Origin of the sequence: Deinococcus sp. YIM 134068 (genome assembly GCF_036543075.1) — a bacterium.
In the GTDB taxonomy this organism is placed as follows: Bacteria; Deinococcota; Deinococci; order Deinococcales; family Deinococcaceae; genus Deinococcus; species Deinococcus lichenicola.
The window spans coordinates 20,738-44,836 of record NZ_JAZHPF010000006.1; the positions used below are offsets into that span (position 1 = coordinate 20,738).

Here is a 24,099-nt window from a genome sequence, read left to right on the forward strand (position 1 = left end):
AACTTGAACACAGGACAGCTACGGGAGCGAGCCCAACGGCCAGGCTCACACGCACCAAGGCGGAAAGGCAGTGAAGAAATGACCCAACCACACGAGGCCCACCATGGCCATGCCGGAAGCAGCCCCAGCCTGTCCAGAGTTCTGGAAGTTTCCTTCAAGAATTGCTATGACGGTTCCGAGTTCGCGGATCTGGAGCGGAAGCTTGCCCGGATTCCGGGGGTGCAGAGCGTGCACCTCGACCGCACCCGCGCCGTTGCCCACCTCGGGTATGACCCTGGCCGCATCGAGGAGGCCGAGCTGCGCCGCCAGCTGCATGGCGCGGGCTACGCCTGTACCTGCAAGGACTGCGAGCCGTCCACCACCCAGCCTGGTCATCCGGGCATCGGCCACAAGCACCACGCGCAGGACCACCCTGCTCCTGCCGCGCCCCGCCAGAACCGCCCAAGCACAGGACCTGCGGGGCATGACCATGCGGCCATGGCGCGTGGTGGTCAGGACACGTCTGGACCGATAAACCACGACGAACACGCGGGGCATGGGGCGTCCATGGTGGACGACATGCTGCGCCGCTTCGTGATCAGCCTGGTTCTGACGGTCCCGCTGGTGCTGTACTCCCCGATCGGGGAAACCTTCGGGTTCACGGCGATGCCACCCTTTGGCCTCTCGATGGCCTGGTTCGGCCTGATTCTCTCCACGCCGGTGGTGTGGTGGGGTGGCTGGCCGTTCATCTCCGCCGCCTGGCGTGCCCTGAAGCGGCGCGAGGCGAACATGATGACCCTGATCGCCACCGGCATCCTGGTGTCCTACGTCTTCTCGGTGTGGGCCACCCTCTTCCTGCGGACGGACGAGGTGTTTTTCGAAGCGGCGGCGATGTTGACCACCCTGTCGCTGCTGGGCCACTGGTTGGAGATGCGTTCCCGTTTCGCGACGGGACGCGCCGTCGAAGCTCTCCTGAAGCTCGCCCCCGCGACCGCCCGGGTCGTGCGCCATGGGCAGGAGCAGGAGATTCCCCTGGAGCAGGTTGTCGTGGGAGATGAAGTCGCTGTACGGCCCGGAGACCGGGTGCCGGTGGACGGGGACGTCGTCACCGGCAGCAGTTATGTCGACGAGAGCATGATCACCGGGGAGCCCATTCCTGTCCAGAAGACGGCGGGAGCCAGGGTGACGGGCGGCACAGTCAATCAGAATGGTGCCTTGACCTTCCGCGCCACAGCGGTCGGAAGTGATACCGCCCTCTCGCGCATCGTGCAGATGGTGCAAAACGCGCAGGCCAGCAAGGCTCCCGCGCAGCGCCTGGCCGACACGGCCGGGAAGTATCTGGTGTTCGTGGCCCTGGGATCAGGCCTCCTTGCCTTCCTGACCTGGTACCTCCTGGGAGCAAGTGTGGTTTTCGCGCTGACGGCGGCGGTCTCCACCATCGTGATCGCCTGCCCGGATGCGCTCGCGCTCGCCACACCCACCGCCATCACCGTCGGGGTCGGCAAGGGCGCGCGGGAGGGTGTGCTGTTCAAGAACGCGGCCGCCCTGGAGGCCACCGCCCTCATCGACACCGTGATTTTTGACAAGACCGGCACGCTGACAGAAGGCAAGCCCGCGCTCACCGACCTGGTGCCCGCGCCTGGCGTGGAGGAAGTGGAATTGCTGCGGCTTGCCGCGCGAGCCGACCAGCCATCTCAGCATCCTCTGGCGGAGGCGATTGTCGCGGGGGCCAGGGACCGGGGACTGGACGTGCGTCCCCCGGAAGCGTTTGACTCGGTGCCCGGGCACGGGGTCGTTGCCACGGTAGAGGGCCGCCGGGTGCTGCTGGGTAACCGCAAGTTGATGGACCGCGAGGGCGTGGATGTGGGCACCCTCCCGGAAGCAGTGGACCTCCTCTCGGCAGATGGAAAGACCGCCATGTTCGCGGCGGCGGATGGCCGGGCGCTGGGCGTCATCGCCGTGGCAGACACGGTTCGGGACACCGCGCGGCAGGCGGTACGGGCCCTGCAGGCTGCGGGGATCCAGACCGTGATGCTGACCGGGGACAACCGCCGCACGGCGGAGGCGGTGGCGCGTGAACTGGGCCTGGACACGGTGATCGCGGAGGTGCTGCCGGAAGACAAGGCGGCAAAGGTTCAGGAGCTGCAGGGCCAGGGCCGCAAGGTCGCCATGGTGGGGGACGGTGTGAACGACGCCCCAGCGCTGGCCCAGGCGGATGTGGGCATCGCCATCGGGGCAGGCACCGATGTGGCCGTCGAGACCGCCGACGTGATCCTGGTGAAGAACAATCCGGCGGACGTGGCGGGCAGCATCGTCCTCGCCCGGCGGGTCCGCGGCAAGATCAAGCAGAACCTCTTCTGGGCGGCGATCTACAATGTCCTGGCGATTCCCTTCGCGGCGGGCGTGCTGTACCCCTCTTACGGCATCCTGCTGCGCCCGGAATGGGCCGCGCTGTTGATGAGCGCCAGTACCATCATCGTCACCGTGAACGCCTTGTTGCTGAACCGGGTGCGCTTCGAGCGTCCGGCAGCCGCTGGAGCGTAACCCCAACCAGGGGAAAACCCCTACCGCAAACGGTGGAGGTTTTCCCTTTGACACCCTTGGGTGTCCAGCCTCGTTGGGTCGACCTCACGGGCTGGGATTCAGCGCAGCTGGAGGGTGGTGACGCAGGTATCACTGCCGGGGAGAGTGGCGAGGGCTCCCCGGGTGGTCTTGCCCTGAGCGGTCAACGTGACCTTGTACTGCTGGCCGCGGTCGAGCCACAGTTCCAGGAAGCCGTTGTCGAGGGTCCTCACGGTCTTTTGGAGCACGGTCTTGCCCGTCCGGGTGGTGACGTGCACCTTCACTGGAGTGTTGACCATCTCCCCCTGGCAGCCCGAGGTGAAGTGCGTCTTACAGGGGTGAGTCTTGTTGATGTACGGCGCAATCGCGACCACCATCTGGCCTTTGGGCAGGGTGACGGTCTTCTTCTGGCCATCTGGGAAGGTGAAGTGGACGGCCTCAGGGGTCACGTAGCTTTGCAGGCCCCCCTGAGCCCGCCAGGTATTGGCCAGCTTCAGGGCTTGCTGGGGGCTGACGCCGTTGAGGAGCGCGGAGATGGGGGCACGGCCGGGTTGTTGAGCCAAGGCGAGGGTGCCCAGCAGCATGCCAGTGAGGACCATTAGATGAGTTCTATACATAGCAGTCACCTCGGGGCTGAGGGTAGAGGGCTCGTGTAAAGCTTGTGTTTCATTCAGAGCGGCCCTTGAGCTTCGAAGGTTGCGAAGGGCTCCAGGCAGCGATCTGGGTCTCCCGGATTTTGAAAGCCTCGCTGCGGCTGCCAGGAGCTTCAGGGGACAGTTCTCTCCAGCTCTCTGGGGAATGTCCTGTGATCCCTCCTCTGCTGTGGGAACGGGTTGGATCAGTAGGCATTCACGGGGACATTCAGAGTGACCTCGCCACCGGGAGCAAAATTCAGGGTGACGTCGATCTTTTCGCCGACCTCCGGGGGCCGCTTCAGGTCGATCAGCATCAGGTGATGGCCGCCCGGCTTGAACGCCAGCTCCTCGCCAGGCGCGAGGGTGGGCTCCAGGGTTCCACCAGCGCTGTGATCCCGCATCGGTACGATCTCCCGGGCGACGGGGGTGCGCCCGCCCAGCAGCTTGACCTCGGTCTCGCCCGTGTTCGTGAGGGTGAGGTACAGCACGCCGTCCTCCCCGCCCGACAGGCCCTCGCGCAGTTCCGCGCCCTCGATGCGGACGCCAGTGGAGGTGGTCAGCGGCGGGGCGGTGTTGGCCCCGCTGGAGTCCTGCTGGGGCGCGCAGGCCCCCAGGGACGCGAGCAGCAGGGCCGCGGCAAAGAAGCGTCGCGGGTGGTTCATAGGTCCTCCTTCAGCGCGCACCATTGATGGTGATCTCGGTGGTGTCACCCTGGCGGGTGGCGAGGTAATAGACCTTGCCACTGGCCTTCTCGAGGATGGCTTCGTACAGTCCGGGGTTGATCAGCTCGGCGTCGAGCTCACGAAACCCCTGAGCCTTGAACTGCGCCGCGAGTTCGTCCGGGCGCCAGCCCGTGATGACGTACTGTTCGACCCGCGTCTCGCCGCGCCGGACCTCTGCGCGGTAGGAAGCAGACGCCGGGCACTGCGGGCGGTAAGCCGTGGGAAGCACTCCGGCCTCACCGTTCCACAGCTGCCCACGGCGTTCGATGCAGTAGGCCGGTGAACGCCAGCGCAGCTCCGTCGCCGCGTAGGTGCCTACACCGACGAGGGCAAGCAGACTGAGAACAGGCAGGGCGGGGTGGGGCACCGGGCCATGCTAGCCACCCAGGACAGGGCGGTTGTCCTGACATATGAGCAAACTTTCAGTTGAGTTCTGAACAGGAGCCGGGCGTCCCCCCAAACGCCCAGGACAGGAAGAACACGACCAGTCTGGGGGGCGCGTTGATTCGTGGGCGTGGTGCATGGCGCCGAGGATCAGGCTGTTGAAGTTCCCTCTCGTCTGACTATGGCTGCGCGAGGGCCGCCCGGGGTGGGTCGGGCTGATCGGCGGACTTGTCCTCGTGCTGTACGGCGTACTCCCCACCCTGCAACCCCAGAGCTTTGACTTCGCCCGGACCTACGCCGCTTACGGCGGCCTGTTCATCGTTTTCTCCCTGCTGTGGGGCCGCGTCGTCGAGGGGCGCGCTCCCGACGCGCCGAGCCTGTGGGGCGCCGCCCTCGCCCTGGTGGGCGCGCTGGTCATCGCCTACTGGCCCCGGGCGTAACCTCCTTGGTGAACTGGCCGCTCTCACGGGCGAGCAGGTGCGGACCCTGCGCTTCTGGACCGACCGCGGCCTGCTGGACGCCACCCGCGCCGACAACACCTACCGCGTCTACACCCCGGATGCCCAGCACCGGGTGGCGTTCATCCGCTCGGCGCAGGCCCTGGGCCTTAGCCTGGGCATCATCGCCCGCCTGCTTGACCTCGCGCAGCGTGAGCGGCGGCCGTGCACGCAGGTGATCGCCGAACTCGATGCCCAGCGGGAAGCCGTGCGCCAGCGGATCGCCGCGCTGATGGTCGTCGAGCAGTCTCTCTCCAGGCGTCTACGAGAAGCCCAGCAGCAGCCCTGTGACGACTCCGGCTGCCGGTACCTGCCACCCGCCTGATGGGCTTGACCTTCCACCGTGGTGGAGGGTCTACGGTGGCGGTATGTCCGAGACGCCCATCCTCGCCTGCGACATCTTCGCCATGACCTCCGACCAGCGCGCCCGTCATGCCGCGCTCGCCCAGCGGTTTCGTGATGAGGCCAGGCTGGAGGAATTGCCCGACGGGTACGCCTTCGTGTTTGAACCCGACGAGGAGCGGGCACTGGAACTGGCTGAGTTCATGGCGCTGGAGCGCCGGTGCTGCCCATTCCTGCACCTCGCCGTGGAATTCCTGCCGTCTGGAGGCCCCTTGCGCCTCCGCCTGACGGGAGCCCCGGGCGTGAAGCCCTTCCTGGTCCACGAACTGGGCCTGACTCAGGAAACGCAGGTCTGAGCGTGAGTCGCCCTGGGGACGGTGAGCGGGGTGGCCCGAGAGGCTCACCCCGCTGAGCGCGCCGCCCTCCAGGTCCGGGAAGACCCACGGCCGAGGTCGTGTCCATCAGGGGTGGCCGCCCACCGCCTCCTGCTGTGACCGGATGGGCCTGTTCCCCGGCCGCAGGGCCGTGACGACGTTGCCCAGGCAGCAGGAGCCCTGGGGATTGTTGACCTCACAGCCGCACCGGCCCGCCGCGATGTGTTCCCGGATCGACCTCTCCAGAAGCGGCCCACCACCCGTCTCCAGCGCACGGGTCAACTCTGCCCGGGGATGCCCGAAGCAGTAACACACCGGCACTTCGGGTCCCGGGTCCTTCTGGTACACGGGTACCTTCACATCCGCCTGGCGGTAGACTCCCGAATTCCCGAAGTACACCACCTCACACCCGGCCTCCGGGCAGAAGCGGTAGCTCTCCTGGGGAGCCAGGGTGGCGAGCGCCTGCGGGACCAGCAGGGCTTTCAGGGTGATGACCTTGACCGCTTTGCCCGGGGTGCCGCACGTCGGGCACCCTGAGGTCGGCGCGTTCCTGGATGGCGGGGTGCAGCAGTCGTTCATACCCGAGGCTAAGGTCTCCCCTGGACGGGAGAGTCAAGCCTGGGCGTGGTCTTCAAGGTACACACAACCGGTGGAGTCGCACGCCGGGTCCGGGTGGGCCTCCGCGTAGGTCAGCCGCGTCACGAGCTGGGCCTCCAGGGCTTGAAGCCGGGCGATCTGCTCACGCACGGTGGCGAGGTGTGCGCCGAGGTCACGGCGTACGGTCTCGCAGGGTGGCTCGCCAGCGACCCGCGCCGCCAGCACCCCGGCGATGTCGTGCAGGGAGAAGCTGAGCTGTTGTGCCGTGCGGATGAACCGCACGCGCTCGGCGCTCCCCGGTCTGTAGACCCGGTAGCCGCTGCCCCGCCGCGTGTGATCGAGCAGCCCGAGGTCAGTCCAGTAGCGCAGGGTTTTGACCGTCTCGCCGGTCTCCCGAGCGAGATGCCCGATGGATCGTTCGTCCGGCAACGTCATGTCCCGAGTGTAGGGGTGTCCGGCGGCGAGCACGGTCGGGTGACCTGGGAAGGCCGCAGCCATCACGTGCAGAGTTGCACCGCCGGGTTATGCCAGCCTGGATCTCTTTGGGGACTGCTTACCTTGCGGCGGTCGTCTGCGCCCGCGCCACCGCCCCCGCCGCCACCAGGCCACTTAAGGCCAACCCCCACAATGCCGCTGTGTAATCACCCGCTGCCGCGTACACCGCGCCCACCAGTAGCGACGCCAGCGCCCCCACTACAGCCACGATCAAGGCCAGCACCCCGTTGATGCTCCCGTAGCTCGCTGACCCGTACAGCTCCGCGATCAATCCTGCCCGAGACAAGGTGCTCGCCCCGTTTGACACGCCGAACAGGGCCACGAAGACCCATACGCCCGCGATCCCCGGCACCAGTAAGACCGCGAACGCCAGCGCCAGCAGGCCAAACATCACTGCCGTCACCCGAATCAGCGACCAGCGCGCCAGGGCAGGAGCGAAGACCAGACGGCCCAGGAGTTGCAGGGGACCGATGGCCCCCACCGCCAGGGCCACGAACCCCGCCGAGTACCCACGTTCGAGCAGCAAGGACACCAGATGTGCCCCCACGGCCGCCCCTGCGAAGCGGGCCAGCGCGAAGGCACCGGACAGCCACCAGAAGGGCGCACCCCTCAGCGCCGCCCGCGTGGTGACGCTCACCTCCGGGACGCTTTGAACAGTTGAAGGTCCCCCTCCGTCCACTTCGATCCCGAGTGCCGCTGGGGAACGGCGCAGCACCAGGGCGTGCAGCGGCACCGTCCCAAGTGCGAGGAAGAGGGCCAGCACCTCCAGCGCGTCCCGCCACCCGTACTGCCCCACCAGCCAGGTGGTGAGTGGGATGAAGATGGTGCTCGCCAGCCCCGCCACCATCGTGATCAGGAAGGTGGCGTCCTTGCGATGGCGCCGAAACCACACCGCCACGACGGTAAAGGCCGCCTCGCCTCGTACAGCACCGCGCTCATGGCGAGGCCGATGCCCGCCCAGACCAGGTACAGGGCGGGCAGGGTCGCCACCCGAGACCAGGCCAACATCAGCAGCACCCCGGCCAGCGAGCCCAGGGTCATCAGCAGGCGCGCTCCGCGCCGGTCCACCAGCCGTCCCACCGGCACAGCCGCCAGGCCCGCCATCAGCAACCCGAGCGAGAAAGCACCCGAGGTCTGCGCCCGCGTCCAGCCCAACTCGGCCTCCATCGGTTTGACCAACACTCCGAAGGCGTAGTACAGCACGCCGTACCCCAGGGTCTGGGTCACCGCAAGGGCAGCGACGATCCGCCAGCCGTAGTACGACCAGTCCGGCCGGGCAGACGCCTTCTTCGAGCTGGCCTGCACTTCACCCACCTCCCTGGGGTGGGCGGCATGGAGCGGCGGCCAGGACACCTTCCCTGGCCGCCACTCCAGCCGCGCTTACGAGCAGCATCCTCCCTTGCTCGCCTGCACGGGCACCTCTTCCAGGGAGACGAGTTCGACGGTGCTCGCGCTGGGGCCGCAACAGGCGGACTGTCCAGCCGCCAGGCGCTCGTCGTTCGGCTTGCAGGAGACCGCCGGGTAACTCAGGTTCACCAGTACCTGGTCACTCCGCACATCAAGGCCGCCCACCCGGTACTGGATGGTGGGATTCCGAGCGTCGCCGTACTCGATGCGGAGTTCCGCGTCTCCCCGCACCGGCACGCTGCGGGCGACCTGGCCGTAGATGTTCAGGAACTTGCCCACGGTCATGAAACCCTGGTCTTCCTCCCCACCGCCGTTCCAGAGTTGCACCACAGTCTCGCGCCAGGCATCGGCGCGGCCACCGCAGTCCATCGCTTCGACGGTGACGGCCTTGACCTCGGTGACGTGGTAGCCCTCGTGGACGAGGGTCTCGCCGTTCAATTGGAAGACCAAAGGCTTGTCGGCGTGGGAAGCGAGGGCGTCGAGGAAGGCCTGGGTACGGTTGGGGCTGGGGGCGGTGAGGGTCATGGTCAGCTCCTTGGATAGACAGACTTCGATGAGCGAGGGCGAAGAATCAGCAGGTGGGGCAGGGCACGCCGGAAGGGGCAGCGGCTGGCGTCACGCCCAGGGGTGCCGGGCCCGGCGTGTTGGCACGACGCCACAGCTCAAACGGGCGTGCTTCATCACGCGAACGACGCAAGTCGTTCTGATGATCGAGGGCGAGGCGAAGCAGCATCTCCGGGTTCATACGGCCTCCTTGACACGCACGGGCACGGCGGCCTCCAGGAACGACAGAGCGGTGCGGGCGACGGCGAAGCCCCGAGCGCTGAGGGTGTAGTAGGTCCACTTCCCCCGCTTCTCGGCGTCCACCAGCCCGGCCTCGACGAGGATTTTCATGTGGTGGCTGACGGTGGGTTGCGAGAGGCCCAGCACTTCCTGCACGTCGCAGGTACACACCCCATCGGCGTTGGTGCAGCAACCCTGATCTGCGGTTGCCAGGAAGTGCAGCGCCTTGAGGCGGTGCGGGTCCCCCAGCGCCTTGAACACCTCCACCGTCACATCGAAATCCATAGATGAACTATGCGCGACGCATAGAGAAATGTCAATGGGTTTCAAGGGGGTCGAGGTGCGTCTGCTCCCCCACGATCTCCTGTACGGTGGCGCGGGCCGAGCGGCCGACGCCGATCAGGGTGGCGGACGCGAAGCCCGTCCAGTTCCCATACCCCACCAGCCACAGCCGAGACTCCTTCACGGCCCGGCTGCCCTTCACCTGAACACGACCGTCCTCTTCCAGCACCCCGAGCGGTGCGAGGTGCCGCAGGGCAGGCCGAAAGCCGGTACACCAGATCACCGCGTCGAAGGCCTCCTCCTGCCCGCCTTGCCACACCACGCCGCGTTCTGTTATCGCCACGAACATGGACTGGGCGTGCAGGACGCCCCGCTCCCTCGCCTCCCGCACGCTGGGCACCACCACGATGTCACCCAGGGAGGGGGCCTCGAAGGGCACGCCCGCCTGTTGTGCCCGGTAACGCTGGGTGGCGGCGTCGAACAGCACCCGCCCGTCTACGTCGTCGGGCAGGAAGCGGGGCGGCGTCAGAGTCGCCCAGGTCACGGTCGCCACCCTCGACACCTCGGCCACGAGCTGCGCGCCGGAGTTTCCGCCCCCGACGATCACAACGCGCTGCCCGGCGAACTCCACGGGGGTGTGATAGTGCGCGGAGTGGAGCTGCCGACCCTGAAACAGCTCGCGTCCCGGCACCTCGGGGATGAAGGGCGCGTCCCAGCTTCCGGTCGCGCTGACCACGAAGCGGGCCGTGTACGGCCCGGCGCTGGTCTCCAGGCGCAAGGCCTCACCGTCAGCCCAGACTGCGTGAACACGCACCGGACGCTCCACCGGCAGGGCGTAGCGGCGCTCGTACTCGGTGAGGTAGGCGATCACCTCGTCACGGGACGGGGCGCCCGTCTCGCCTCCCGGCATCAGGAAGCCGGGGAGAGACGACCAGCGGGCGGGCGAGAAGAGTCGCAGCGAGTCCCAGGCCTGGCGCCATGCGCCGCCCGGACCCTCCTGGGCGTCGAGCACCGTGAACGAGAGGGAAGTGCGTCTCAGCTCCCGGGCCACGGCGAGGCCCGCCTGCCCAGCGCCGATCACCACCACGTCCAGCGCCTCGCGCCTCACCCCCGGCCTCCGGTCACTTGCTCGCCTTGCCCTGTCGGAGGTGGGCGGCCTCCTGGGCGCCCTTGTGAGCGTATTGCTCGGCCCACCGGGCGGCGGCCTCCACGTCATAGGGCACCCGGCGGAAGGTCACGCTCCAGGCACCCTGCTCCCTTTCGAGCAGCACCCAGCGGGCGAGGGGAGAACCATCCTTCTGTCGGCTCACCGCGCCGACGTTCACGACCGTCAGCGGCCCAAGCTGGCGCAGGTGTTCCTGGTGCGAGTGTCCGACCACGACCACGCGCGCCGCCCCCGTGTCGCCCAGCCGTTCCTGCACGAGGTCGTCGCTCGCCCAGGCCTTGCCGTCGAGCAACAGATACGTCCACGCGCTGTCCGGGCTGCCGTGGGCGGCCAACACCTCGCCGCTCATCAGGGTGACGGACGTGGGCAGGCCAGCCACGTAGGTCCCGGTGCCTTCCGGCAACACACCATGCAGCCAGGCCAGCATCTCCCGCTTCTCGGTGGTCTCGGTCAGCGGTTGACCCAGACGCTCGTCGGTGTTGCCCCGGACCTCCAGCACCTCATGCCGGGCTTTCAGGTCCTGCTGGAGCTGCCAGACCCCGGCTGGGTCCGCCCCGCCGAAGACCTGATCCCCGAGGTTCACCCAAGCGTCTGGCGCGTGCCGCTCCATGTCCTGCACAACGGCCTCCAGCGCGAAACGGTTGCCGTGAACATCCCCGAAGACCGCGACCCTCATCGGCCGGTGACCAGCCAGCCCTGAAGACGAGCGTCGATCTCGCCCCGTACCTGGCGGAAGACGTTCAGCCGCTCCTCCTCGCTGCCCTGAGCGGCAGCGGGGTCGTCGAAGGCCCAGGCGAGCCGGTAGGAGGCGTGGGGGAAGATCGGACAGTTGGCCTCTGCTCGGTCACAGACCGTCACGACGTAGGTGAAGTGCTCTCCAAGGAGCGGGCGCACGCCCTTGGCCTGAAGGCGGTCGCTGGGCAGCCCCTGTTCTTCCAGCACCCGCACGGTCAGGGGATTGATCTCGCCCGGCTCCAGTCCCGCTGAGGTGACCTTGAAACGGTCCCCAGCGTGGTGTTCGAGCAGCACCTGAGCCATTTGGGAACGGGCCGTGTTGCCGGTGCAGATGAACAGGACGCTGGGCACCCGGGTGGTGGGCTGAGCGGACTGGTTGGCGCCTGGCTGGGTCATGTCGGCTCTCCTTCGGGCTGGAATTCCTGGGCACGGCGGGGATGGGTTTCGACAGGCTCAGTGGGACTCAGGAAGTGATTGGTGGCGACGGCTAGGGCAGCGCCCAGCAGTGGGGCCACCCAGTACAGCCAGTGGGCCGTCCAGATACCACTTGCCAGGGCAGGACCAAAGGAGCGCGCCGGATTCATGCTCGCCCCGGTGATGGGGCCGCCCATTGCCGCTTCTAGGGCCACCACGCCACCCACCACCCAGGGCAGCCCCGAGCGCAGGGCGACGAGCAGCAGAAAGAAGGTCAGCACCAGTTCAAGCACGAACGCCTGAGCGACACTCCCCGCAGGTACGGTGGCCCCCACGCTCCCCCCGGGGCCGAACAGCGCCAGCAGCACGAACGCCGCGAGGACGGCGCCCAAGAGTTGCGCCGCGACGTAGGGCGGCACCCGCTCCCTGGGGAACTTTCCGGCCAGCGTCAGGGCAAAGGTCGCCGCCGGATTGATGTGCGCCCCACTGATGGGTGCCAGCGCAGCGATCACGGCAGTGACGGTCAGGCCAAATACGGCGGCCACGCCCAGGTGTCCGAGGGCTCCGGTCTGAGCCTGCACCACAGCGGCCCCGGGACCGAAGAACACCAGCGCGAAGGTGCCGAGGCCTTCGGCGGCCAGGGCACGGGACAGGGGAACGGTCACGTCAGGCGCCCGGCACGGCGGGACTGTCTTCGTAACTGGGAGGCACCGGCTCCCCGTCTTTCAGGGCCTGCACGAAGGCCTCGAACTGATCCCGGAGCTGGTCACGCACGGAGCGCCAGCGGTCGAGGCTTCCTCCGCTGGGATCGGTGAAGGGGTAATGCAGGCGGTGCGTCTTCCCCGGATACACCGGGCAGGCTTCGGCGGCTGAGTCGCAAACGGTAATCACGTAGTCGAAGTTCTGCGGGTCCGGCACGTCCCACAAGGTCTTGCTGGTGTGCCGATCGAGGCTCAAGCCGATCTCTGCCATCACGGTCTGCGCGTCATACTTGACTCGGGTCGCTTCTGTACCTGCTGAGTAAACGTCCAGGTCGAGCCCGGCCCGCTGTGCAGCGGCACGGGTCAGGGCCTCGGCCATCTGCGAACGAGCGGAATTATGGGTGCAGAGGATCAGGACGCGGGTCACGCCCTCAGCATATCGATTCAGTTTGATGCGTCAAGGGGGAGACGTCTGCAAAAATCTCAGTGAGTAATCCCCCACCCAGGTGGAAGAGTTGATCCCGCCGCAGGGTGTAATACATGTTCTTGCCCCGCTGCTCGGCGCGGACGAGATCAGCCTCTTTGAGGATGCCGAGGTGGTAGGAAACCTTGGACTGAGGGAATTCCAGAAGGGCTTCTAGATCGCAGACGCAACGTTCACCGTGGGCCAGGTGCCGGATCAGGTCATACCGGATTTCATGGGCCAGGGCCTTGATCTGATCGAGGACGGTTGGAACGGCCAGGGTCGTCATCGGTTCATTGTATGGGTTCGTGGTCAGACGGATTCTTCTGTTTGGATCATGGCGTTCAGCCAGCACACCTCAGGGGAGGCTCGACGGGCCGTGTTTCACTTGCGATGCGGAACATCTCTCCTGTCGGTCGGTGGCCACCTCAACACGCCCAGGTCCCGGGCTCCGCGCACCTGCGTCAAGCGCCTCGCCCACCTCGAAGTCGGGAGCCAGCAGCGCGACGGTATCCTCCACCAGCTCCAGAGACCCCCGCACCGCCACCAGCGCGTCGGGAGTGGTCAGTACGTCCGTGAGGTGCTCCCCCAGGACCTGGGGGCTGCACGGCCAGCCTGCCCACTTCATCCCCGGTTCCACACGCGGTTGAGGGCAAACAGCACGCGCAGCACCAGCCCAACCTCACTTCCCAAAAGGCGTTGAGGGCCAGCCGCTCGCCCCGCACAGCGAGCGGCCAGCGGTTGGCGATGGGGCTTCCGGTCAGCCGTGCGGCGTCGCCTAGCGCGCCAGTTCCGCCCCCACCAGGCGTTGCCGCAGCGCCTCCGGGTAGGGCGTGAGCGCTGCCTGCCAGTGGCCCAGTTGCCCCCCGGACACCAGAGGAAGGGCGTGTCGCACGGTCCAGGCCATCACCAGGCGGGGCAGGTACGCCGGGTCGGCGGCGAGGAGCCCGTGGAGGTCGGCCTCGATCACGGCCAAGGGCTGCCAGCCTGCCTCAATGGGCAGACCGCCCGACCAGCCCCGCAGCCACAGCGAGCCGTCGTCCAGCGCGTCCACCAGGGCCTCCACCTGGACTCCCCGGGAGCGCAACCAGGCTTGAAGCTCCCCCGGGGGCGGCACCTCGTCCACCCAGAAGTTGAGTTCCAAGGCGGAGAAGGAGTCAGCGACACCGGGCGACGCAGAGCCGGTGACCGCCACCTACTGACCGATGTGCGGGGGACAGTCCGCGATCAGCTTGCGCGCCAAGGCGAAGCGAACCGCGGACTCGGGGGTCATGGACGACAGGGGAATGGGAGATCGTCAGCCACCTCAGGGGAAGGCTGGGGTACGACCTTCCCCAACCCTCCACTTCCGGTACAGCGATCAATGGCGGACGCCTTGTTCCGAGCACATCTTTGTGATCTTCCAGCGGCTACACGGCCAGGAGAGGTACACAGGCAGGGCCTCTTTCACGGCCTTCGAGAGTTCGTCTGGTTGGGCGAGGCTCCTTGTGCTCATGCTCCCGATGCGGTGGATGATCGCGGGGAACACCGTCTCTTCCACACGTTCAGCCGGGCCCTTCATCCGTACGTTGACCTGGAGACCCGAAAACGCTTTCCCCGTTTCCTCAGCCACAGCCCGAGCAGCACCAGCGCACTCAGCGCCGTCACCCACTCCCCCCAGCGGACATACAGCGTGACAGCCGTGATCTGCGCGAAGGAGACCGGCAACGCCCCCGCGACCGCCCGCGGCAGCTGGGCCGTGACCCGCCCGGAGGGCGCAACCGCCGCCGTCACCCCGTCGTTGCCCGCCCGCAGCACCCAGCGCCGGGTCTCGATGGCCCGCACGCGCCCCATCTGGAAGTGCTGCTCGGCGCCCACCGACGGCCCGAACCAGGCGTCGTTCGACACCACGGCCAGGACCCGCGCGCCGCGCCGCACCTGGGCGCGGGCGAAGGCCGGGAAGGTCGACTCGTAACAGATCAGCGCCCCGACCAAGACCTGGCCGACCGGCAGCGGGCTCAGGTGGCGGCCAGGAACGGTCCCGGTCAGGGCGGGCAGCCCCAGCGCGCGGAACACCGTCCGGTAGGCACCGTCAAGCTGCAAGCGGCCCGGGAAGTACTCCCCGAACGGCACCAGCCGCACCTTGTCCTGCCGCCCGCGGACCTCACCCCCCCCAAAGGCGTACACGCTGTTGCGGTACCCGCCCTGCTGGGTGGGAGCGCCCAGCAGCAGCGGCACGTTCAGGGCCGTCAGCGCGCGGGCCATCTCCGGGGAGGTGGGCGCGGCGGGGGCGGCCGTCTCGGGCCACACCACCAGCCGCGCCGGGTCCGCCGCCAGGCCCGCCCGCGTCAGGTCCAGGTAGCGCCCGAGCTCATCCGCCGTGCGTCCCTGGACCTTGGCCCGTGGATCGACGTTGCCCTGCACCAGCAGGGCCCGCTCGGTGCCCGGCGCGTCCGGCGGCCGGGTGAGGCCGTACAGGGCGCCCAGAAGCAGCAGCGCCGCCACGCCCAGCAGGACGCGCGGGCGCCGGTCCGCCAGGGCCGCCGCCGTGAGCGTCACGAGCAGCCCCACCAGCGAGAGGCCGCCCAGGTCGGCGAGCTGGACGAGCGGGGTGGACGCGAAGGCGTACCCCAGACTGCCCCAGGTAAACCCGAAGGGCCCCAGGCCCCGCGCGGTGTCCAGCAGCACCCAGGCGAACGGCAGGGCCCAGAGGGTGGCCGGACCCATCACCAGGCGGGTGAGGGCCACCGTGCCGGCCCACATGAAGGCCACCACCCCCACCAGAGCCGGGTACAACGCCCCCACACCGGGCCCGAACAGGGGGGTCAGGCTGCCCGGCAGCCACAGCAGCAGCGCCCCGAAAAAGCCAGCGGCGAAGGCGAACGTCAGAGCGAAGGCCTGGCCCGGCGGACGCTTCGACGCGGCCCGGAACAGCCAGGCCAGGGGCAAAGGAGCGAGCCAGCCCAGCGGCGAGGGCGGAAACGTGAAGGCCAGCCCCACACCGGCCAGCAGGCACAGCAGGACAGCGGCCCGGCGCGGAACAGGACTTCGCTGCCAGGCACCTCTGGCTGGAGGACCCCTTCCAGCCGGTCGCGGATGGGGTGGGCCTCCCCCTGCGGGAAGGGGCTCCAGCACTGCTCGGTCAGGCGCGCTGCGTCCACGGGTCATGGGCCTCTGGAGCGCCCCCGAGGCCGCGGGTCAGGGCTGACGTCCTGGTCTGCCCGGCAAGCGCGGCCCCGGGCAGACCTCATTCGCGCACGTGGTCTACCGCGCTGCCGATCAACCCATTGATGTGCTGGTCGAGCAGGCGGTAGTACGCGATGCGCCCCTCCTTGCGGAACGTCACCAGCCGGTGCGCCCGCAGCAGGCGCAACTGGTGGCTCACCGCGCTCTCGCTGATGCCAACCACCGCCGCCAGGTCACACACGCACAGCTCCTCCACGTTCAGGGCCGTGAGGATGCGGAAGCGGGTCGGATCCGCGATGACCTTGAGGAGCACGGTGGCGTCCTCCACAACCCCCACGTCAGGCAAGGCCGCGCGCACACGGGCGACCGCCTCAGGGTGGACGCAGGGAATCTCGCACACGTCATCTTGAGAAGCGGTTCTCATGTCCTGACCATAGCGCAGCGGGGCGTCCCTGACCGTCACCGCATCACCTCCCGCACGTCCGCCGCCACCCGCTTTACCTGCGTGAGCTGGGTATAGTCCCAGACCACCCGTCGCCGCCCCTCGCGGTCCACCAGGTACACCCCGGTGGTGTGATCGACCTGGTAGGTCGCCGCGTCCTTCACCTCCGCTTTCTGGTAGCCCACGCCCCAGGCGGCCGCCGTGTCGGCCAGGGCAGGTTCCGGGATAAAGACGCCTTTGGCCGACGGGCTGAAATAGGTGACGTACTCACGGAGCTTGTCAACCTTGTCCCGGGCGGGGTCGAGCGTGACCAGCACCGTGCGGAAATTTGTCCGATCTTTTTCTGGAAGCGTCTGCCGGACTTGCTCCAAAGCAGCCATAGTGGTCGGACAGATGTTCGGACACTGCAGGAAGCCGAAAAACACGGCCACCGTCTGCCCCCGCAGGTCACTCAGGGCGAACGGCTGGCCGTCCTCCCCGGTGCCGGTCAATCCAGGTGAAGTGGTTTCCACATTGAACACCGTTCCGTAGAAGGGGTACGGGCTTTTCATTCGGGCGTAGGCCCACGCCCCGCCCAGGACCAGGCCGACCGCCAGGAGCGCCCACAGCACGGAGGTCCAGACGGCGCGACGCGCGGGCGGGGAGGTGGTCAGGGAAACGTCAGTCATGGATGCAGGTGTCCTTCCTGCCCGGCATGGGTCCCGGGCGGTTCAAGTTGCACGGTGCTGTGTTCGAGGCCGTACCTCGCAGCGACCTCATGAACTCGGGCAAGCAAGCCGCCTCCGGGTGCCGCCACCAGATGCGCGGTGAGGGTGTGCTCCCCGCTGGTCACGCTCCAGACGTGCAGGTCGTGCACCTCCGTCACGCCCGGCAGCGCGGTCAGCTCCGCGCGCAGGGCGTCCAGGTCGACCCCCTCCGGCACGCCCTCCATCAGCACGTTCACGCTGGCTTTCAGCAGCGTCCAGGTGCGGGGCAGCACCCACAGTCCAATCAACGCGCCCAGGACCGGGTCCACCCAGGTCAGGCCCGTGAAGCGGATGATCAGGGCCCCGGCGATGACCGCCACCGAGCCCAGCAGGTCACCCATAACTTCCAGGTAAGCGGACTTCATGTTCAGGCTACTCTGGCTGCCCCCGACCAAGATGCGGGCACTGATCACGTTCACCAGCAGGCCCAGGACCGCCACGATCAGCATGGGCGTGGTCTGCACGTCGACGGGCTCGCGCAACCGCCCGTAGGCCTCGACCAGAATGTACAGGCCGATGGCAAAGAGCGCCCCGGCATTCACGGCGGCGGCCAGGATCTCCGCGCGGCGGTACCCGAAGGTGCGCTTGCGGTCGGCGGCCCGCTGTCCGATGCGGATGGCGAACAGCGAGAGGGCCAGCGCCATCACGTCCGTGAGCATGTGCCCCGCGTCCGAGAGCAGCGCGAGGCTTCCGGAGAGGACGCCGTAGATGACCTCGACGACCAGAAAGCTGCCGGTCAGCGCCAGGGCAATGCTCAACTGCCGAGTGTTCGCGTTTCCGCCGTGGCTGTGGCCGTGCTCACTCATGGTGCATCCCGTCCATCTCCGGCTCGGGTGTGGGCGAAGGTTTCTGGCTGCCACGCTCCACCAGCAGGGCGTCGATGGCCCCGATCTCCGATGCCTGCGCCGTCACCACCCGCTGCGCGAAGGCGCGCACCTCCGGCCGCTTGACGGTGTTCAGGGCCGACTTCGCCATGCCCACACCTCCCTGGTGGTGACGGCGCATCAAGGTGAGGTAGCGGGTCTCGGCTTCGTTCACCGCCAGGGAGGTCAATTCCTGTTCTGCCTGCTCGGAAGCCATTCCCATCGCCTGACGGTCCATGCCCGCCATGGGGGCCTCCCGGCCCGCCAGGGGCCGCCCCCAGGCCATCAGCCAGCCGCTCATCTGTCCGATCTGGGCCTGCTGTGTGAGCAGGATGTCCTGGGCGAGCAGCTTGACGGCCGGATCCGCCGCCCGCTGGAACAGGGTGACGCTCATGTCGACGGCCTGAGCATGGTGCGCACTCATGTCGCGGGCGAAGCTGACCTCCGCGCTGGCCTCACCCGGCGTGTCGGGCCAGAGGGCGGCCAGCGCCCCCCCCAGCAGGGCCGCGGCGGCGAGGCTGGCTCCCGCCGACACGCGGTTCAGACCGTGCCGTTGTACGCGCCGCTGCACGAGGCACCGATCTCCGGGGCTTCCCCGCCCTGCTCGTACTTCTGAAGGAACGTCTTGACGCGCGCGTCATTCACGTCCTGCACTTCCAGCTGCGCGTTCCAGGCGGTCAGGATCAGGGGCGCGGTCTGGGTCTCGTGCGGGGAGAGCAGCGTGTACGGACGCCCGGCCACCACCTCCTTGAGTTGCAGTACCTCGCTGGTGGGCAGGCCCTGTTTGTAAGTGAGCCAGACCGCGCCGTGCTCCAGGCTGTGAACCGCGTACTCGTCGTAGAGGGGCCGGTCGTACACCCCGCAGTTCTGCCAGGATGGATTGTGGGCGCCGCCGGCTGGGGGCGTCTGTTCGTAGGCGATGCGGCCCGGCTGGTGGGCACCGCCCTCGTTCTGGAAGGTCTTGACACCCTGGAGGTCACCGCCCTGGGTGCAGGCGGCGAGCAGGACGGGCAGGGTCAGCAGGATCAGTCGTCTCATGGGTTCTCCTTGGAGGTAGCACGCGGGGCAGAGGCCGAATGTCCGGCGTGGCGATCGGCCTGCCAGGCGTGCAGCAGCCAGACGGTGCCGGTGCACACCAGCACGTCCGACAGGTTGAAGATAGGGAAACGACCCCCACCGAGCGCCCTGGAGACGGCGTCCAGCACCGGTGAGGTGAGGTAGTCGATGACCGCCCCCCGTGCCAGGCCGTCCACAGCATTGCCGAGGGCACCGGCCGCAATGAGCGCCAGCGGCCACCGGCGGCCATGAAGCACTCGGCCGGAGAGCAGGGCGGCCACAAGTACCAGGCCGACCGTGAGGCGCAGGATGGCCAGGGGAGCCGTGAATGCCCCGAGCATCCCCCAGGCCATCCCGGGATTGAGCGTGAACCCCAGGTGCAGCAGGCCAGGCAGCAGAGGGCGGTCCACGCCGGGCGTCAGGTGCTGCAGAGCCCAGGCTTTGAGCAGACCCTCAATCAGCAGCAGACCCAGCACGGCCACCAGCAGCCCGAGACGTGGTCTCACCCGGCCTCCCTGGAGAAATACACGCTGGGGAGCAGCGGGGTCAGGAGGCGGGAGTTCAAGGAGCCTCCGTTTGCAGCGCGGCGAGAATCCAGGGGCGCTGCTCGTCGAAAGGACCAAAAAAGGCTTGAGCGCCGGCCACGGTCACGGGGGCCATGCGCACATCTGCTCTGGCCTGCATCTCGGCCAGGAGCTCCGGATCACCCCGCCCCTCCTTTTGCGTGAAGGGGGCACCGGGGTGGGTCAGGAGCCGCTGGAGAGCCTGACCGTTCGCGCCGTTCGGGACGGTGTAAAGGGGAATCTCTGCCACAACTCAGGCTCGGCTGGGGGTGGGAATGGGCGTGACCGCGCGGGGGGCAGCGCTGCCCTTCCAGCGCAGCAGCCGCAGGGCGTTGGCCGTCACCAGGGCGGTCGCGCCCGTGTCGGCCAGGATCGCCATCCACAGGTTGGTGTAGCCCAGCAGGGTGGTGACCAGAAAGATCGCTTTGAGCCCCAACGCGAAGGCGATGTTGACCTTGATATTTCCCATCGTCGCCCGCGAAAGCCGCACGAGGTCCACCACGCCCGTCACGCGCTCGCCCAGCAGGGCCGCGTCCGCCGTCTCCAGCGCCACGTCGGTCCCGCCGCCCATCGCGATGCCCACGTCGCTCTGGGCCAGGGCGGGCGCGTCGTTGATCCCGTCGCCGACCATGGCCACGCCGCCCTGCGCCTTCAGGTCCGCGATGACCCGGAGCTTGTCCTCCGGCAGCAGTTCCGCCTGCACATCCATCCCCAGGTCGCCGGCGATCGCCTGGCCCGTGCGGGCGTTGTCTCCCGTGAGCATCACCGTGTTCACGCCGAGCGCATGGAGCTGAGCGACCGCCTCCCAGGCATCGGCGCGCGGCTCGTCCCGGATGGCGATGACGCCGAGGGGCACCTGGCCGTCCAGCAGCACGACGGCGGTGCGGCCCTGTTCCTCGAAGGCCTTGATGCTGGCGTCCAACTCCGTGGAGAGCGTCGTCAGGGTGGCCGCGTGCCGGGGAGAGCTGACACTGAGGGCGCGGCCCTCGACGGTGGCGGTGACGGCCTTGCCAGGGATGGCCTGGGCGTTCTCGGCAGCGGGCAGGGTCAGGTTCGCCTGCCTCGCGGCGTCCGTGATGGCCTTCGCCAGCGGGTGGCTGCTGCCCGACTCCACCGCGGCGGCGAGGCGCAGCACCTCGTTGCGGTCCTGGCCCACCACGTCCGTCACGCGGGGTTTTCCTGCGGTCAGCGTTCCGGTCTTGTCAAACGCGATGGTCTTGACACTGCCGATGCTCTCGAGGGCCGCGCCCCCCTTGATCAGCAGCCCCCGGCGGGTTCCGGCGCTGATGCCGCTGGTGATCGCGGCCGGAACACTCAGGACCAGGGCGCAGGGGCAGCCGATCAGGAGCAGCGCGATGCCCTTGTAAAGCCAGGGGGACCATTCGGCCCCGAACAGCAGCGGCGGAACCAGCGCCACCAGGGCGGACACCGCGACCACGCCAGGGGTGTAATACCGGCTGAAGCGGTCGATAAAGCGGGCCGTGGGGGCCTTGCTGCCCTCGGCCTCCTCGACCATGTGGATGATCCGGGCGATGGTGTTGTCGCTGGCGGCCTTGTCCACCCGCACGGTGAGCACGCCGTCGGTGTTGATGCTGCCCGCGTACACCGTGTTCCCGGCGCTTTTCACAACCGGCACGCTTTCGCCGGTGACGGGGCTGTCGTCGAGGTTGGAGGTGCCGGTGAGGATGGTGCCGTCGGCGGGCACCCGCGCCCCGGGGTTGACCTGGACCGTCTGCCCAACCGCGAGGGACTCAGCAGGAACCTCGCGGGTTCCTCCACCCTCGACCAGCAGGGCGGTTTTGGGGGCCAGAGCCGCCAATGCCTGGATGCCCGCGCGGGCACGTCCGGCGGCGATGCCCTCCAGCAGTTCCCCGACCGCGAAGAAGAACACGACGACTGCCCCCTCCGCCGCCTCCCCGATCAGGACGGCCCCGATGGCCGCCAGGCTCACCAGCATGTTGATGCTGAAGGGGTCCCCGAAGCGCGCGCTGGCCACCGCCTTCTTCGCCAGTGGCCACACCCCCAGCAGCGTCGCAGCGATAAAGCCCCAGGTGGCGAACTGAGGGAGAGTGAAGCTCAGCAGCCAGGCCAGGACGAGCAGCACGCCGGAGGTCACAACGAGCTTGCCCTGCCCGGTCGCGTACCAGAGCTGACCGGGCTTTGGGGTCTCGTGAACATGGCCGTGACCCTCAGGGTTGCCCCGCCCGTCGTCCGCAGAGTCGCTGCCCTGGGCAGGGGCAACTCCGGCCGCCCCGCCGAGCAGCGCGGGCGTGTATCCGAGGGCCTGGAGGTTGCGCTCCAGGGTGGCCCGGGGCGTTTGCCCCTCGTCGAGCGAGAGGACCAGGGTCTGTTTGTTGAAGCTGGTCTTGACGTTCCCGGTCCCCGGCAAGGTGGCGACCATCCGTTCGACCTTTTGCACGCAGGTCGCGCAGTCCATCCCGTCCACAAAATAGTCGAGCTGGGCTGGGGCGGGCGCAGGGGGAGCGGCCGCCTGCCCCAGGGGGCTGGGCGTGTACCCCAGGGCCTTGAGGTTCTCCTCCAGCCTCGTCCGGGGCGTCTGGGCCTCGTCGAGGTCCAGTTCGAGGGTCTGCCGGTTGAAGCTGGTTTTCACGCCGCCTGCGCCAGGCAGGCGTTCGATCATGCGTTCGACGTTCTGGACGCAGCTCGCGCAGTCCATCCCGTCCACGAAGTATTCGAGGTGGGAGCGCGGCGTGCTCCGGTCTGGGGAGGTCATGCCCTCACTATACCTGAATGGATGCTCACACGTTAACACGAAGCAGAGGAACCTCGCGTGGGCTGTCAGGCTGCCGGGGAGACCGGGGGGAGGGGCAGACCCGGGCAGGCGGGCCACTCACGGCGCAGTCGTTCGGCAGCAGAGTTGGTTCAGCCGTTCACGTGGTCACCTCCATGGAGGTTTTCCCGAGGGTTGCGTACGCTGGCGTAATCCGGCGGGGGGCGGGTCTCCCGCAGCTTGCGTGCAGCCGGGTCAGGCGAGCAGGACGCGCTGCCGAAGCAGGTCGAATTTAGCCCGGCCGAACATCTGACGCTTGATCATCTTGAGCCGGTTCACCTGCCCCTCGGTCTGACCGTTGCTCCAGGGAGACTCGATGGCGCTACAAATGGCGGCGAAGTCGTTCTGGAAGCTGCGTGCCAGACGTTGGATGTCGGGCAATCCGGTGTCCTGGGCCTTCTTGATCCACGAGGTCAGGAGCTGCGCTCCTGACCTCGGCGCTTCCCTCAACCACCCCAGCACGTCCTGCACCAACTGGTAAATCTCCTGCCCCCGTGGGACCCGATTCAACACCGCCTGCAACCGGCGGGCCTCCGTCTCTGAGCGTTGGTCCGGTCGCATCGTGAACCACCAGGCCACTTGAACAGGGCCCAGCCGCTTCTCCCGGGGTAGGTCCACCCCCTGCTGATCGGCGATGGACGGTGGTTCATGCCCTTCTCTAAGCCACGCCACGTAAGAAGAGATCCCACTGAACGCGCCCCGGTACCCTTGCTCCACCACTTCGTGGAAAAGCTGGGTCACGGTCCACTCCGGTTGGGCCAGCCGGCTACGGATGTACGCCGCGTAGGGTGTGATGCCGCTGGGTGGGGTGTTCCGAGTCAGCTTCCCCTCGTACTGGAGCCATTCGGTCACCGTACTGCGGGCCACCCCCACCTGACGGGCGATGGCTCTGTAGCTCTGGCCTTTTTCCCGCAACGTGACAGCCTGTTCATACCGGGCCTGTCGGTGTCGCCGCTTGGTCACCGTCCGTTCGAGGCGTCCCCGGGTGGTCGAGGGGCGTTCTGTAGAGAAGGGTTGGAGCGATCCGCTCACCACTTCACCCTGCGTCTTGTCTGGCGGGGCGGTGAGGTGGGCACGCTGTGGCCGCAACCAGGCCTCAACCGCGTCCCGAACATTGCCGATCAGATGGAAGCGGTCCGCGATCTGTTGGGCTTCCGGCGCGCCGGAAGCCGCCCCACGGGCATATTCCCCCGCTCGGTCGCGGCAGATGATCTTCACCCCCGGGTGTGCTCTTAGCCAGGTGGCCAGGGCGACGCCCTGGCGGTCCGGGAGCAGGTCCACGACCTGATGGCGTTCCAGGTCAATCAGGAGCGTCCCGTACGTTTTTCGTCGTCGCAGGGCGAAGTCGTCCACACCCAGCACCATCGGGGTCTCGGCGGGGAGGAGGGGCACGCGGCGAATCAACCGCAGGAGAGTATCGGCACTGGTGGGTTCGCCGAGGTGGGCCAGGAGCCGGTGTCCAGCCTCTCCTCCCAGACTGAGGGCCACACGGCCCTGCTTCTGTGCGAGGCGACAGGTGCGCTGTGCGCGGGGTTCCAGCCAGCCCGGCCAGGTCTCCGCGAAGGTCGTGTGGGGGCAGCTCGGGTTCCGGCAACGGAACCGCCGGGTCCGGACCAGGAGGGTCACGCCATGCTGGCCCAGCGCGGTGTCATGGGGATGCCGGACGTAGCGGCTGTGAACGTGGGAGCTGTGCTGCTGACAAGCGGGACAGGCCGCAGCAGAACGCTGATCCTGCACCAGCAGGATCAGCCGTGCGCCCTCCACCTGCGAGTCGAGCACCTGCCAGGTCTCGGGAAACAACGGGAGGTCCATGCCCCAGTTTCAACTCGCCCGACCTCGCTGCACGCAAGCTGCGGGAGACCCAGCGGGTGCCGGATTGGCCAGCATACGCAAGGGTAGAACGAGTGATCCCTGGCTTCCCCAGGGTCAGTATGGG

Annotated in this window: 30 protein-coding genes; 4 read left to right on the forward strand and 26 right to left on the reverse strand. The window is 68.1% G+C overall.

Going from position 1 to position 24,099, the window contains the following annotated elements; all coding sequences use genetic code 11:
• Window positions 1–78 precede the first annotated feature (78 nt).
• Window positions 79–2,523, forward strand: a complete 2,445-nt coding sequence (locus tag V3W47_RS08055) for a heavy metal translocating P-type ATPase (RefSeq protein WP_331824685.1) — start codon at window positions 79–81, stop codon at window positions 2,521–2,523.
• A 98-nt stretch (window positions 2,524–2,621) separates the two neighbouring features.
• Here V3W47_RS08055 and V3W47_RS08060 read toward each other — a convergent pair whose 3' ends face one another.
• The 3 genes from V3W47_RS08060 to V3W47_RS08070 form a co-directional block, all read right to left on the reverse strand.
• A complete protein-coding gene (locus V3W47_RS08060) occupies window positions 2,622–3,125 on the reverse strand; it encodes a CueP family metal-binding protein (RefSeq protein ID WP_331824686.1) in 504 nt (167 codons plus the stop codon).
• A 254-nt stretch (window positions 3,126–3,379) separates the two neighbouring features.
• Window positions 3,380–3,838, reverse strand: coding sequence for a copper chaperone PCu(A)C (locus V3W47_RS08065; protein ID WP_331824687.1), 459 nt, complete (start codon window positions 3,836–3,838; stop codon window positions 3,380–3,382).
• Between the two features lie 10 nt (window positions 3,839–3,848).
• On the reverse strand, window positions 3,849–4,265 hold the full coding sequence (locus V3W47_RS08070) for a hypothetical protein (RefSeq protein ID WP_331824688.1): 417 nt from the start codon (window positions 4,263–4,265) through the stop codon (window positions 3,849–3,851).
• Between the two features lie 202 nt (window positions 4,266–4,467).
• Between V3W47_RS08070 and V3W47_RS08075 the strand changes: the two genes are divergently transcribed.
• Genes V3W47_RS08075 through V3W47_RS08085 form a run of 3 tightly spaced genes read left to right on the forward strand, consistent with a single transcriptional unit; the run spans window position 4,468 to window position 5,477 of the window.
• Window positions 4,468–4,722: a YnfA family protein gene (locus V3W47_RS08075; protein WP_331824855.1), complete on the forward strand. Its 255-nt coding sequence runs from the start codon at window positions 4,468–4,470 to the stop codon at window positions 4,720–4,722.
• Between the two features lie 13 nt (window positions 4,723–4,735).
• On the forward strand, window positions 4,736–5,104 hold the full coding sequence (locus V3W47_RS08080) for a MerR family DNA-binding protein (RefSeq protein WP_331824856.1): 369 nt from the start codon (window positions 4,736–4,738) through the stop codon (window positions 5,102–5,104).
• 43 nt (window positions 5,105–5,147) lie between these two features.
• A complete protein-coding gene (locus tag V3W47_RS08085; protein ID WP_331824689.1) occupies window positions 5,148–5,477 on the forward strand; it encodes a hypothetical protein in 330 nt (109 codons plus the stop codon).
• Window positions 5,478–5,582: 105 nt separating this feature from the next.
• Here V3W47_RS08085 and V3W47_RS08090 read toward each other — a convergent pair whose 3' ends face one another.
• The 23 genes from V3W47_RS08090 to V3W47_RS08200 form a co-directional block, all read right to left on the reverse strand.
• Window positions 5,583–6,074: a putative iron-sulfur cluster-binding metallochaperone gene (locus V3W47_RS08090; protein WP_331824690.1), complete on the reverse strand. Its 492-nt coding sequence runs from the start codon at window positions 6,072–6,074 to the stop codon at window positions 5,583–5,585.
• A gap of 33 nt (window positions 6,075–6,107) precedes the next feature.
• The gene (locus V3W47_RS08095; RefSeq protein ID WP_331824691.1) at window positions 6,108–6,527 is read right to left on the reverse strand and encodes a MerR family DNA-binding protein; all 420 of its coding nucleotides are present in this window, start codon (window positions 6,525–6,527) and stop codon (window positions 6,108–6,110) included.
• A gap of 118 nt (window positions 6,528–6,645) precedes the next feature.
• The gene (locus V3W47_RS08100; protein ID WP_331824692.1) at window positions 6,646–7,479 is read right to left on the reverse strand and encodes an MFS transporter; all 834 of its coding nucleotides are present in this window, start codon (window positions 7,477–7,479) and stop codon (window positions 6,646–6,648) included.
• Window positions 7,440–7,901 carry an MFS transporter gene (locus tag V3W47_RS08105; protein WP_331824693.1) on the reverse strand — a complete coding sequence of 154 codons (462 nt, stop codon included), beginning with the start codon at window positions 7,899–7,901 and terminating at the stop codon, window positions 7,440–7,442. The genes V3W47_RS08100 and V3W47_RS08105 overlap by 40 nt, the downstream gene beginning before the upstream one ends.
• 66 nt (window positions 7,902–7,967) lie before the next feature.
• Window positions 7,968–8,519, reverse strand: coding sequence for a DUF6428 family protein (locus V3W47_RS08110; RefSeq protein ID WP_331824694.1), 552 nt, complete (start codon window positions 8,517–8,519; stop codon window positions 7,968–7,970).
• A gap of 216 nt (window positions 8,520–8,735) precedes the next feature.
• Window positions 8,736–9,062, reverse strand: coding sequence for an ArsR/SmtB family transcription factor (locus V3W47_RS08115; protein ID WP_331824695.1), 327 nt, complete (start codon window positions 9,060–9,062; stop codon window positions 8,736–8,738).
• Between the two features lie 31 nt (window positions 9,063–9,093).
• Complete coding sequence (locus V3W47_RS08120) at window positions 9,094–10,167, reverse strand: ArsO family NAD(P)H-dependent flavin-containing monooxygenase (RefSeq protein ID WP_331824696.1); 1,074 nt, start codon at window positions 10,165–10,167, stop codon at window positions 9,094–9,096.
• Between the two features lie 13 nt (window positions 10,168–10,180).
• On the reverse strand, window positions 10,181–10,900 hold the full coding sequence (locus V3W47_RS08125; protein ID WP_331824697.1) for a metallophosphoesterase family protein: 720 nt from the start codon (window positions 10,898–10,900) through the stop codon (window positions 10,181–10,183).
• On the reverse strand, window positions 10,897–11,355 hold the full coding sequence (locus V3W47_RS08130; protein ID WP_331824698.1) for an arsenate reductase ArsC: 459 nt from the start codon (window positions 11,353–11,355) through the stop codon (window positions 10,897–10,899). Before V3W47_RS08130 ends, V3W47_RS08125 begins: the two co-directional genes overlap by 4 nt.
• Window positions 11,352–12,038: an MIP/aquaporin family protein gene (locus V3W47_RS08135; protein WP_331824699.1), complete on the reverse strand. Its 687-nt coding sequence runs from the start codon at window positions 12,036–12,038 to the stop codon at window positions 11,352–11,354. The genes V3W47_RS08130 and V3W47_RS08135 overlap by 4 nt, the downstream gene beginning before the upstream one ends.
• Window position 12,039: 1 nt before the next feature.
• Window positions 12,040–12,501: an arsenate reductase ArsC gene (locus V3W47_RS08140; protein ID WP_331824700.1), complete on the reverse strand. Its 462-nt coding sequence runs from the start codon at window positions 12,499–12,501 to the stop codon at window positions 12,040–12,042.
• 4 nt (window positions 12,502–12,505) lie between these two features.
• Window positions 12,506–12,826 carry an ArsR/SmtB family transcription factor gene (locus V3W47_RS08145; RefSeq protein ID WP_331824701.1) on the reverse strand — a complete coding sequence of 107 codons (321 nt, stop codon included), beginning with the start codon at window positions 12,824–12,826 and terminating at the stop codon, window positions 12,506–12,508.
• 489 nt (window positions 12,827–13,315) lie between these two features.
• Window positions 13,316–13,603, reverse strand: coding sequence for a hypothetical protein (locus V3W47_RS08150; RefSeq protein ID WP_331824702.1), 288 nt, complete (start codon window positions 13,601–13,603; stop codon window positions 13,316–13,318).
• Between the two features lie 491 nt (window positions 13,604–14,094).
• Window positions 14,095–15,684 (reverse strand): apolipoprotein N-acyltransferase, encoded by a 1,590-nt coding sequence (gene lnt / locus V3W47_RS08155; protein ID WP_331824703.1) that lies wholly within the window; start codon window positions 15,682–15,684, stop codon window positions 14,095–14,097.
• 79 nt (window positions 15,685–15,763) lie between these two features.
• Window positions 15,764–16,126: an ArsR/SmtB family transcription factor gene (locus tag V3W47_RS08160; RefSeq protein WP_331824704.1), complete on the reverse strand. Its 363-nt coding sequence runs from the start codon at window positions 16,124–16,126 to the stop codon at window positions 15,764–15,766.
• Between the two features lie 35 nt (window positions 16,127–16,161).
• Window positions 16,162–16,812 (reverse strand): SCO family protein, encoded by a 651-nt coding sequence (locus V3W47_RS08165; RefSeq protein ID WP_331824705.1) that lies wholly within the window; start codon window positions 16,810–16,812, stop codon window positions 16,162–16,164.
• Entirely contained in the window at window positions 16,809–17,696 is an 888-nt protein-coding gene (locus tag V3W47_RS08170) for a cation diffusion facilitator family transporter (RefSeq protein ID WP_331824706.1), read from the reverse strand. Before V3W47_RS08170 ends, V3W47_RS08165 begins: the two co-directional genes overlap by 4 nt.
• Complete coding sequence (locus tag V3W47_RS08175; protein ID WP_331824707.1) at window positions 17,689–18,324, reverse strand: DUF305 domain-containing protein; 636 nt, start codon at window positions 18,322–18,324, stop codon at window positions 17,689–17,691. The genes V3W47_RS08170 and V3W47_RS08175 overlap by 8 nt, the downstream gene beginning before the upstream one ends.
• The gene (locus V3W47_RS08180; protein ID WP_331824708.1) at window positions 18,294–18,791 is read right to left on the reverse strand and encodes a thioredoxin-like domain-containing protein; all 498 of its coding nucleotides are present in this window, start codon (window positions 18,789–18,791) and stop codon (window positions 18,294–18,296) included. Before V3W47_RS08180 ends, V3W47_RS08175 begins: the two co-directional genes overlap by 31 nt.
• Window positions 18,788–19,315 carry a signal peptidase II gene (locus tag V3W47_RS08185; protein ID WP_331824709.1) on the reverse strand — a complete coding sequence of 176 codons (528 nt, stop codon included), beginning with the start codon at window positions 19,313–19,315 and terminating at the stop codon, window positions 18,788–18,790. The genes V3W47_RS08180 and V3W47_RS08185 overlap by 4 nt, the downstream gene beginning before the upstream one ends.
• A 55-nt stretch (window positions 19,316–19,370) precedes the next feature.
• Entirely contained in the window at window positions 19,371–19,622 is a 252-nt protein-coding gene (locus V3W47_RS08190) for a thioredoxin domain-containing protein (protein ID WP_331824710.1), read from the reverse strand.
• A 3-nt stretch (window positions 19,623–19,625) separates the two neighbouring features.
• A complete protein-coding gene (locus V3W47_RS08195) occupies window positions 19,626–22,106 on the reverse strand; it encodes a heavy metal translocating P-type ATPase (protein ID WP_331824711.1) in 2,481 nt (826 codons plus the stop codon).
• 252 nt (window positions 22,107–22,358) lie between these two features.
• Window positions 22,359–23,975, reverse strand: coding sequence for an ISL3 family transposase (locus V3W47_RS08200; RefSeq protein WP_331824712.1), 1,617 nt, complete (start codon window positions 23,973–23,975; stop codon window positions 22,359–22,361).
• Window positions 23,976–24,099: the final 124 nt, after the last annotated feature.

Coding starts and splice junctions, on each gene's coding strand:
- V3W47_RS08055 (WP_331824685.1), top strand. CDS start 79: ATGACCCAACCACACGAGGCCCACCATGGCCATGCCGGAAGCAGCCCC.
- V3W47_RS08060 (WP_331824686.1), bottom strand. CDS start 3,125: ATGCTGCTGGGCACCCTCGCCTTGGCTCAACAACCCGGCCGTGCCCCC.
- V3W47_RS08065 (WP_331824687.1), bottom strand. CDS start 3,838: ATGAACCACCCGCGACGCTTCTTTGCCGCGGCCCTGCTGCTCGCGTCC.
- V3W47_RS08085 (WP_331824689.1), top strand. CDS start 5,148: ATGTCCGAGACGCCCATCCTCGCCTGCGACATCTTCGCCATGACCTCC.
- V3W47_RS08090 (WP_331824690.1), bottom strand. CDS start 6,074: ATGAACGACTGCTGCACCCCGCCATCCAGGAACGCGCCGACCTCAGGG.
- V3W47_RS08095 (WP_331824691.1), bottom strand. CDS start 6,527: ATGACGTTGCCGGACGAACGATCCATCGGGCATCTCGCTCGGGAGACC.
- V3W47_RS08110 (WP_331824694.1), bottom strand. CDS start 8,519: ATGACCCTCACCGCCCCCAGCCCCAACCGTACCCAGGCCTTCCTCGAC.
- V3W47_RS08115 (WP_331824695.1), bottom strand. CDS start 9,062: ATGGATTTCGATGTGACGGTGGAGGTGTTCAAGGCGCTGGGGGACCCG.
- V3W47_RS08125 (WP_331824697.1), bottom strand. CDS start 10,900: ATGAGGGTCGCGGTCTTCGGGGATGTTCACGGCAACCGTTTCGCGCTG.
- V3W47_RS08130 (WP_331824698.1), bottom strand. CDS start 11,355: ATGACCCAGCCAGGCGCCAACCAGTCCGCTCAGCCCACCACCCGGGTG.
- V3W47_RS08145 (WP_331824701.1), bottom strand. CDS start 12,826: ATGACGACCCTGGCCGTTCCAACCGTCCTCGATCAGATCAAGGCCCTG.
- lnt (WP_331824703.1), bottom strand. CDS start 15,684: ATGACCCGTGGACGCAGCGCGCCTGACCGAGCAGTGCTGGAGCCCCTT.
- V3W47_RS08160 (WP_331824704.1), bottom strand. CDS start 16,126: ATGAGAACCGCTTCTCAAGATGACGTGTGCGAGATTCCCTGCGTCCAC.
- V3W47_RS08165 (WP_331824705.1), bottom strand. CDS start 16,812: ATGACTGACGTTTCCCTGACCACCTCCCCGCCCGCGCGTCGCGCCGTC.
- V3W47_RS08170 (WP_331824706.1), bottom strand. CDS start 17,696: ATGAGTGAGCACGGCCACAGCCACGGCGGAAACGCGAACACTCGGCAG.
- V3W47_RS08180 (WP_331824708.1), bottom strand. CDS start 18,791: ATGAGACGACTGATCCTGCTGACCCTGCCCGTCCTGCTCGCCGCCTGC.
- V3W47_RS08195 (WP_331824711.1), bottom strand. CDS start 22,106: ATGACCTCCCCAGACCGGAGCACGCCGCGCTCCCACCTCGAATACTTC.
- V3W47_RS08200 (WP_331824712.1), bottom strand. CDS start 23,975: ATGGACCTCCCGTTGTTTCCCGAGACCTGGCAGGTGCTCGACTCGCAG.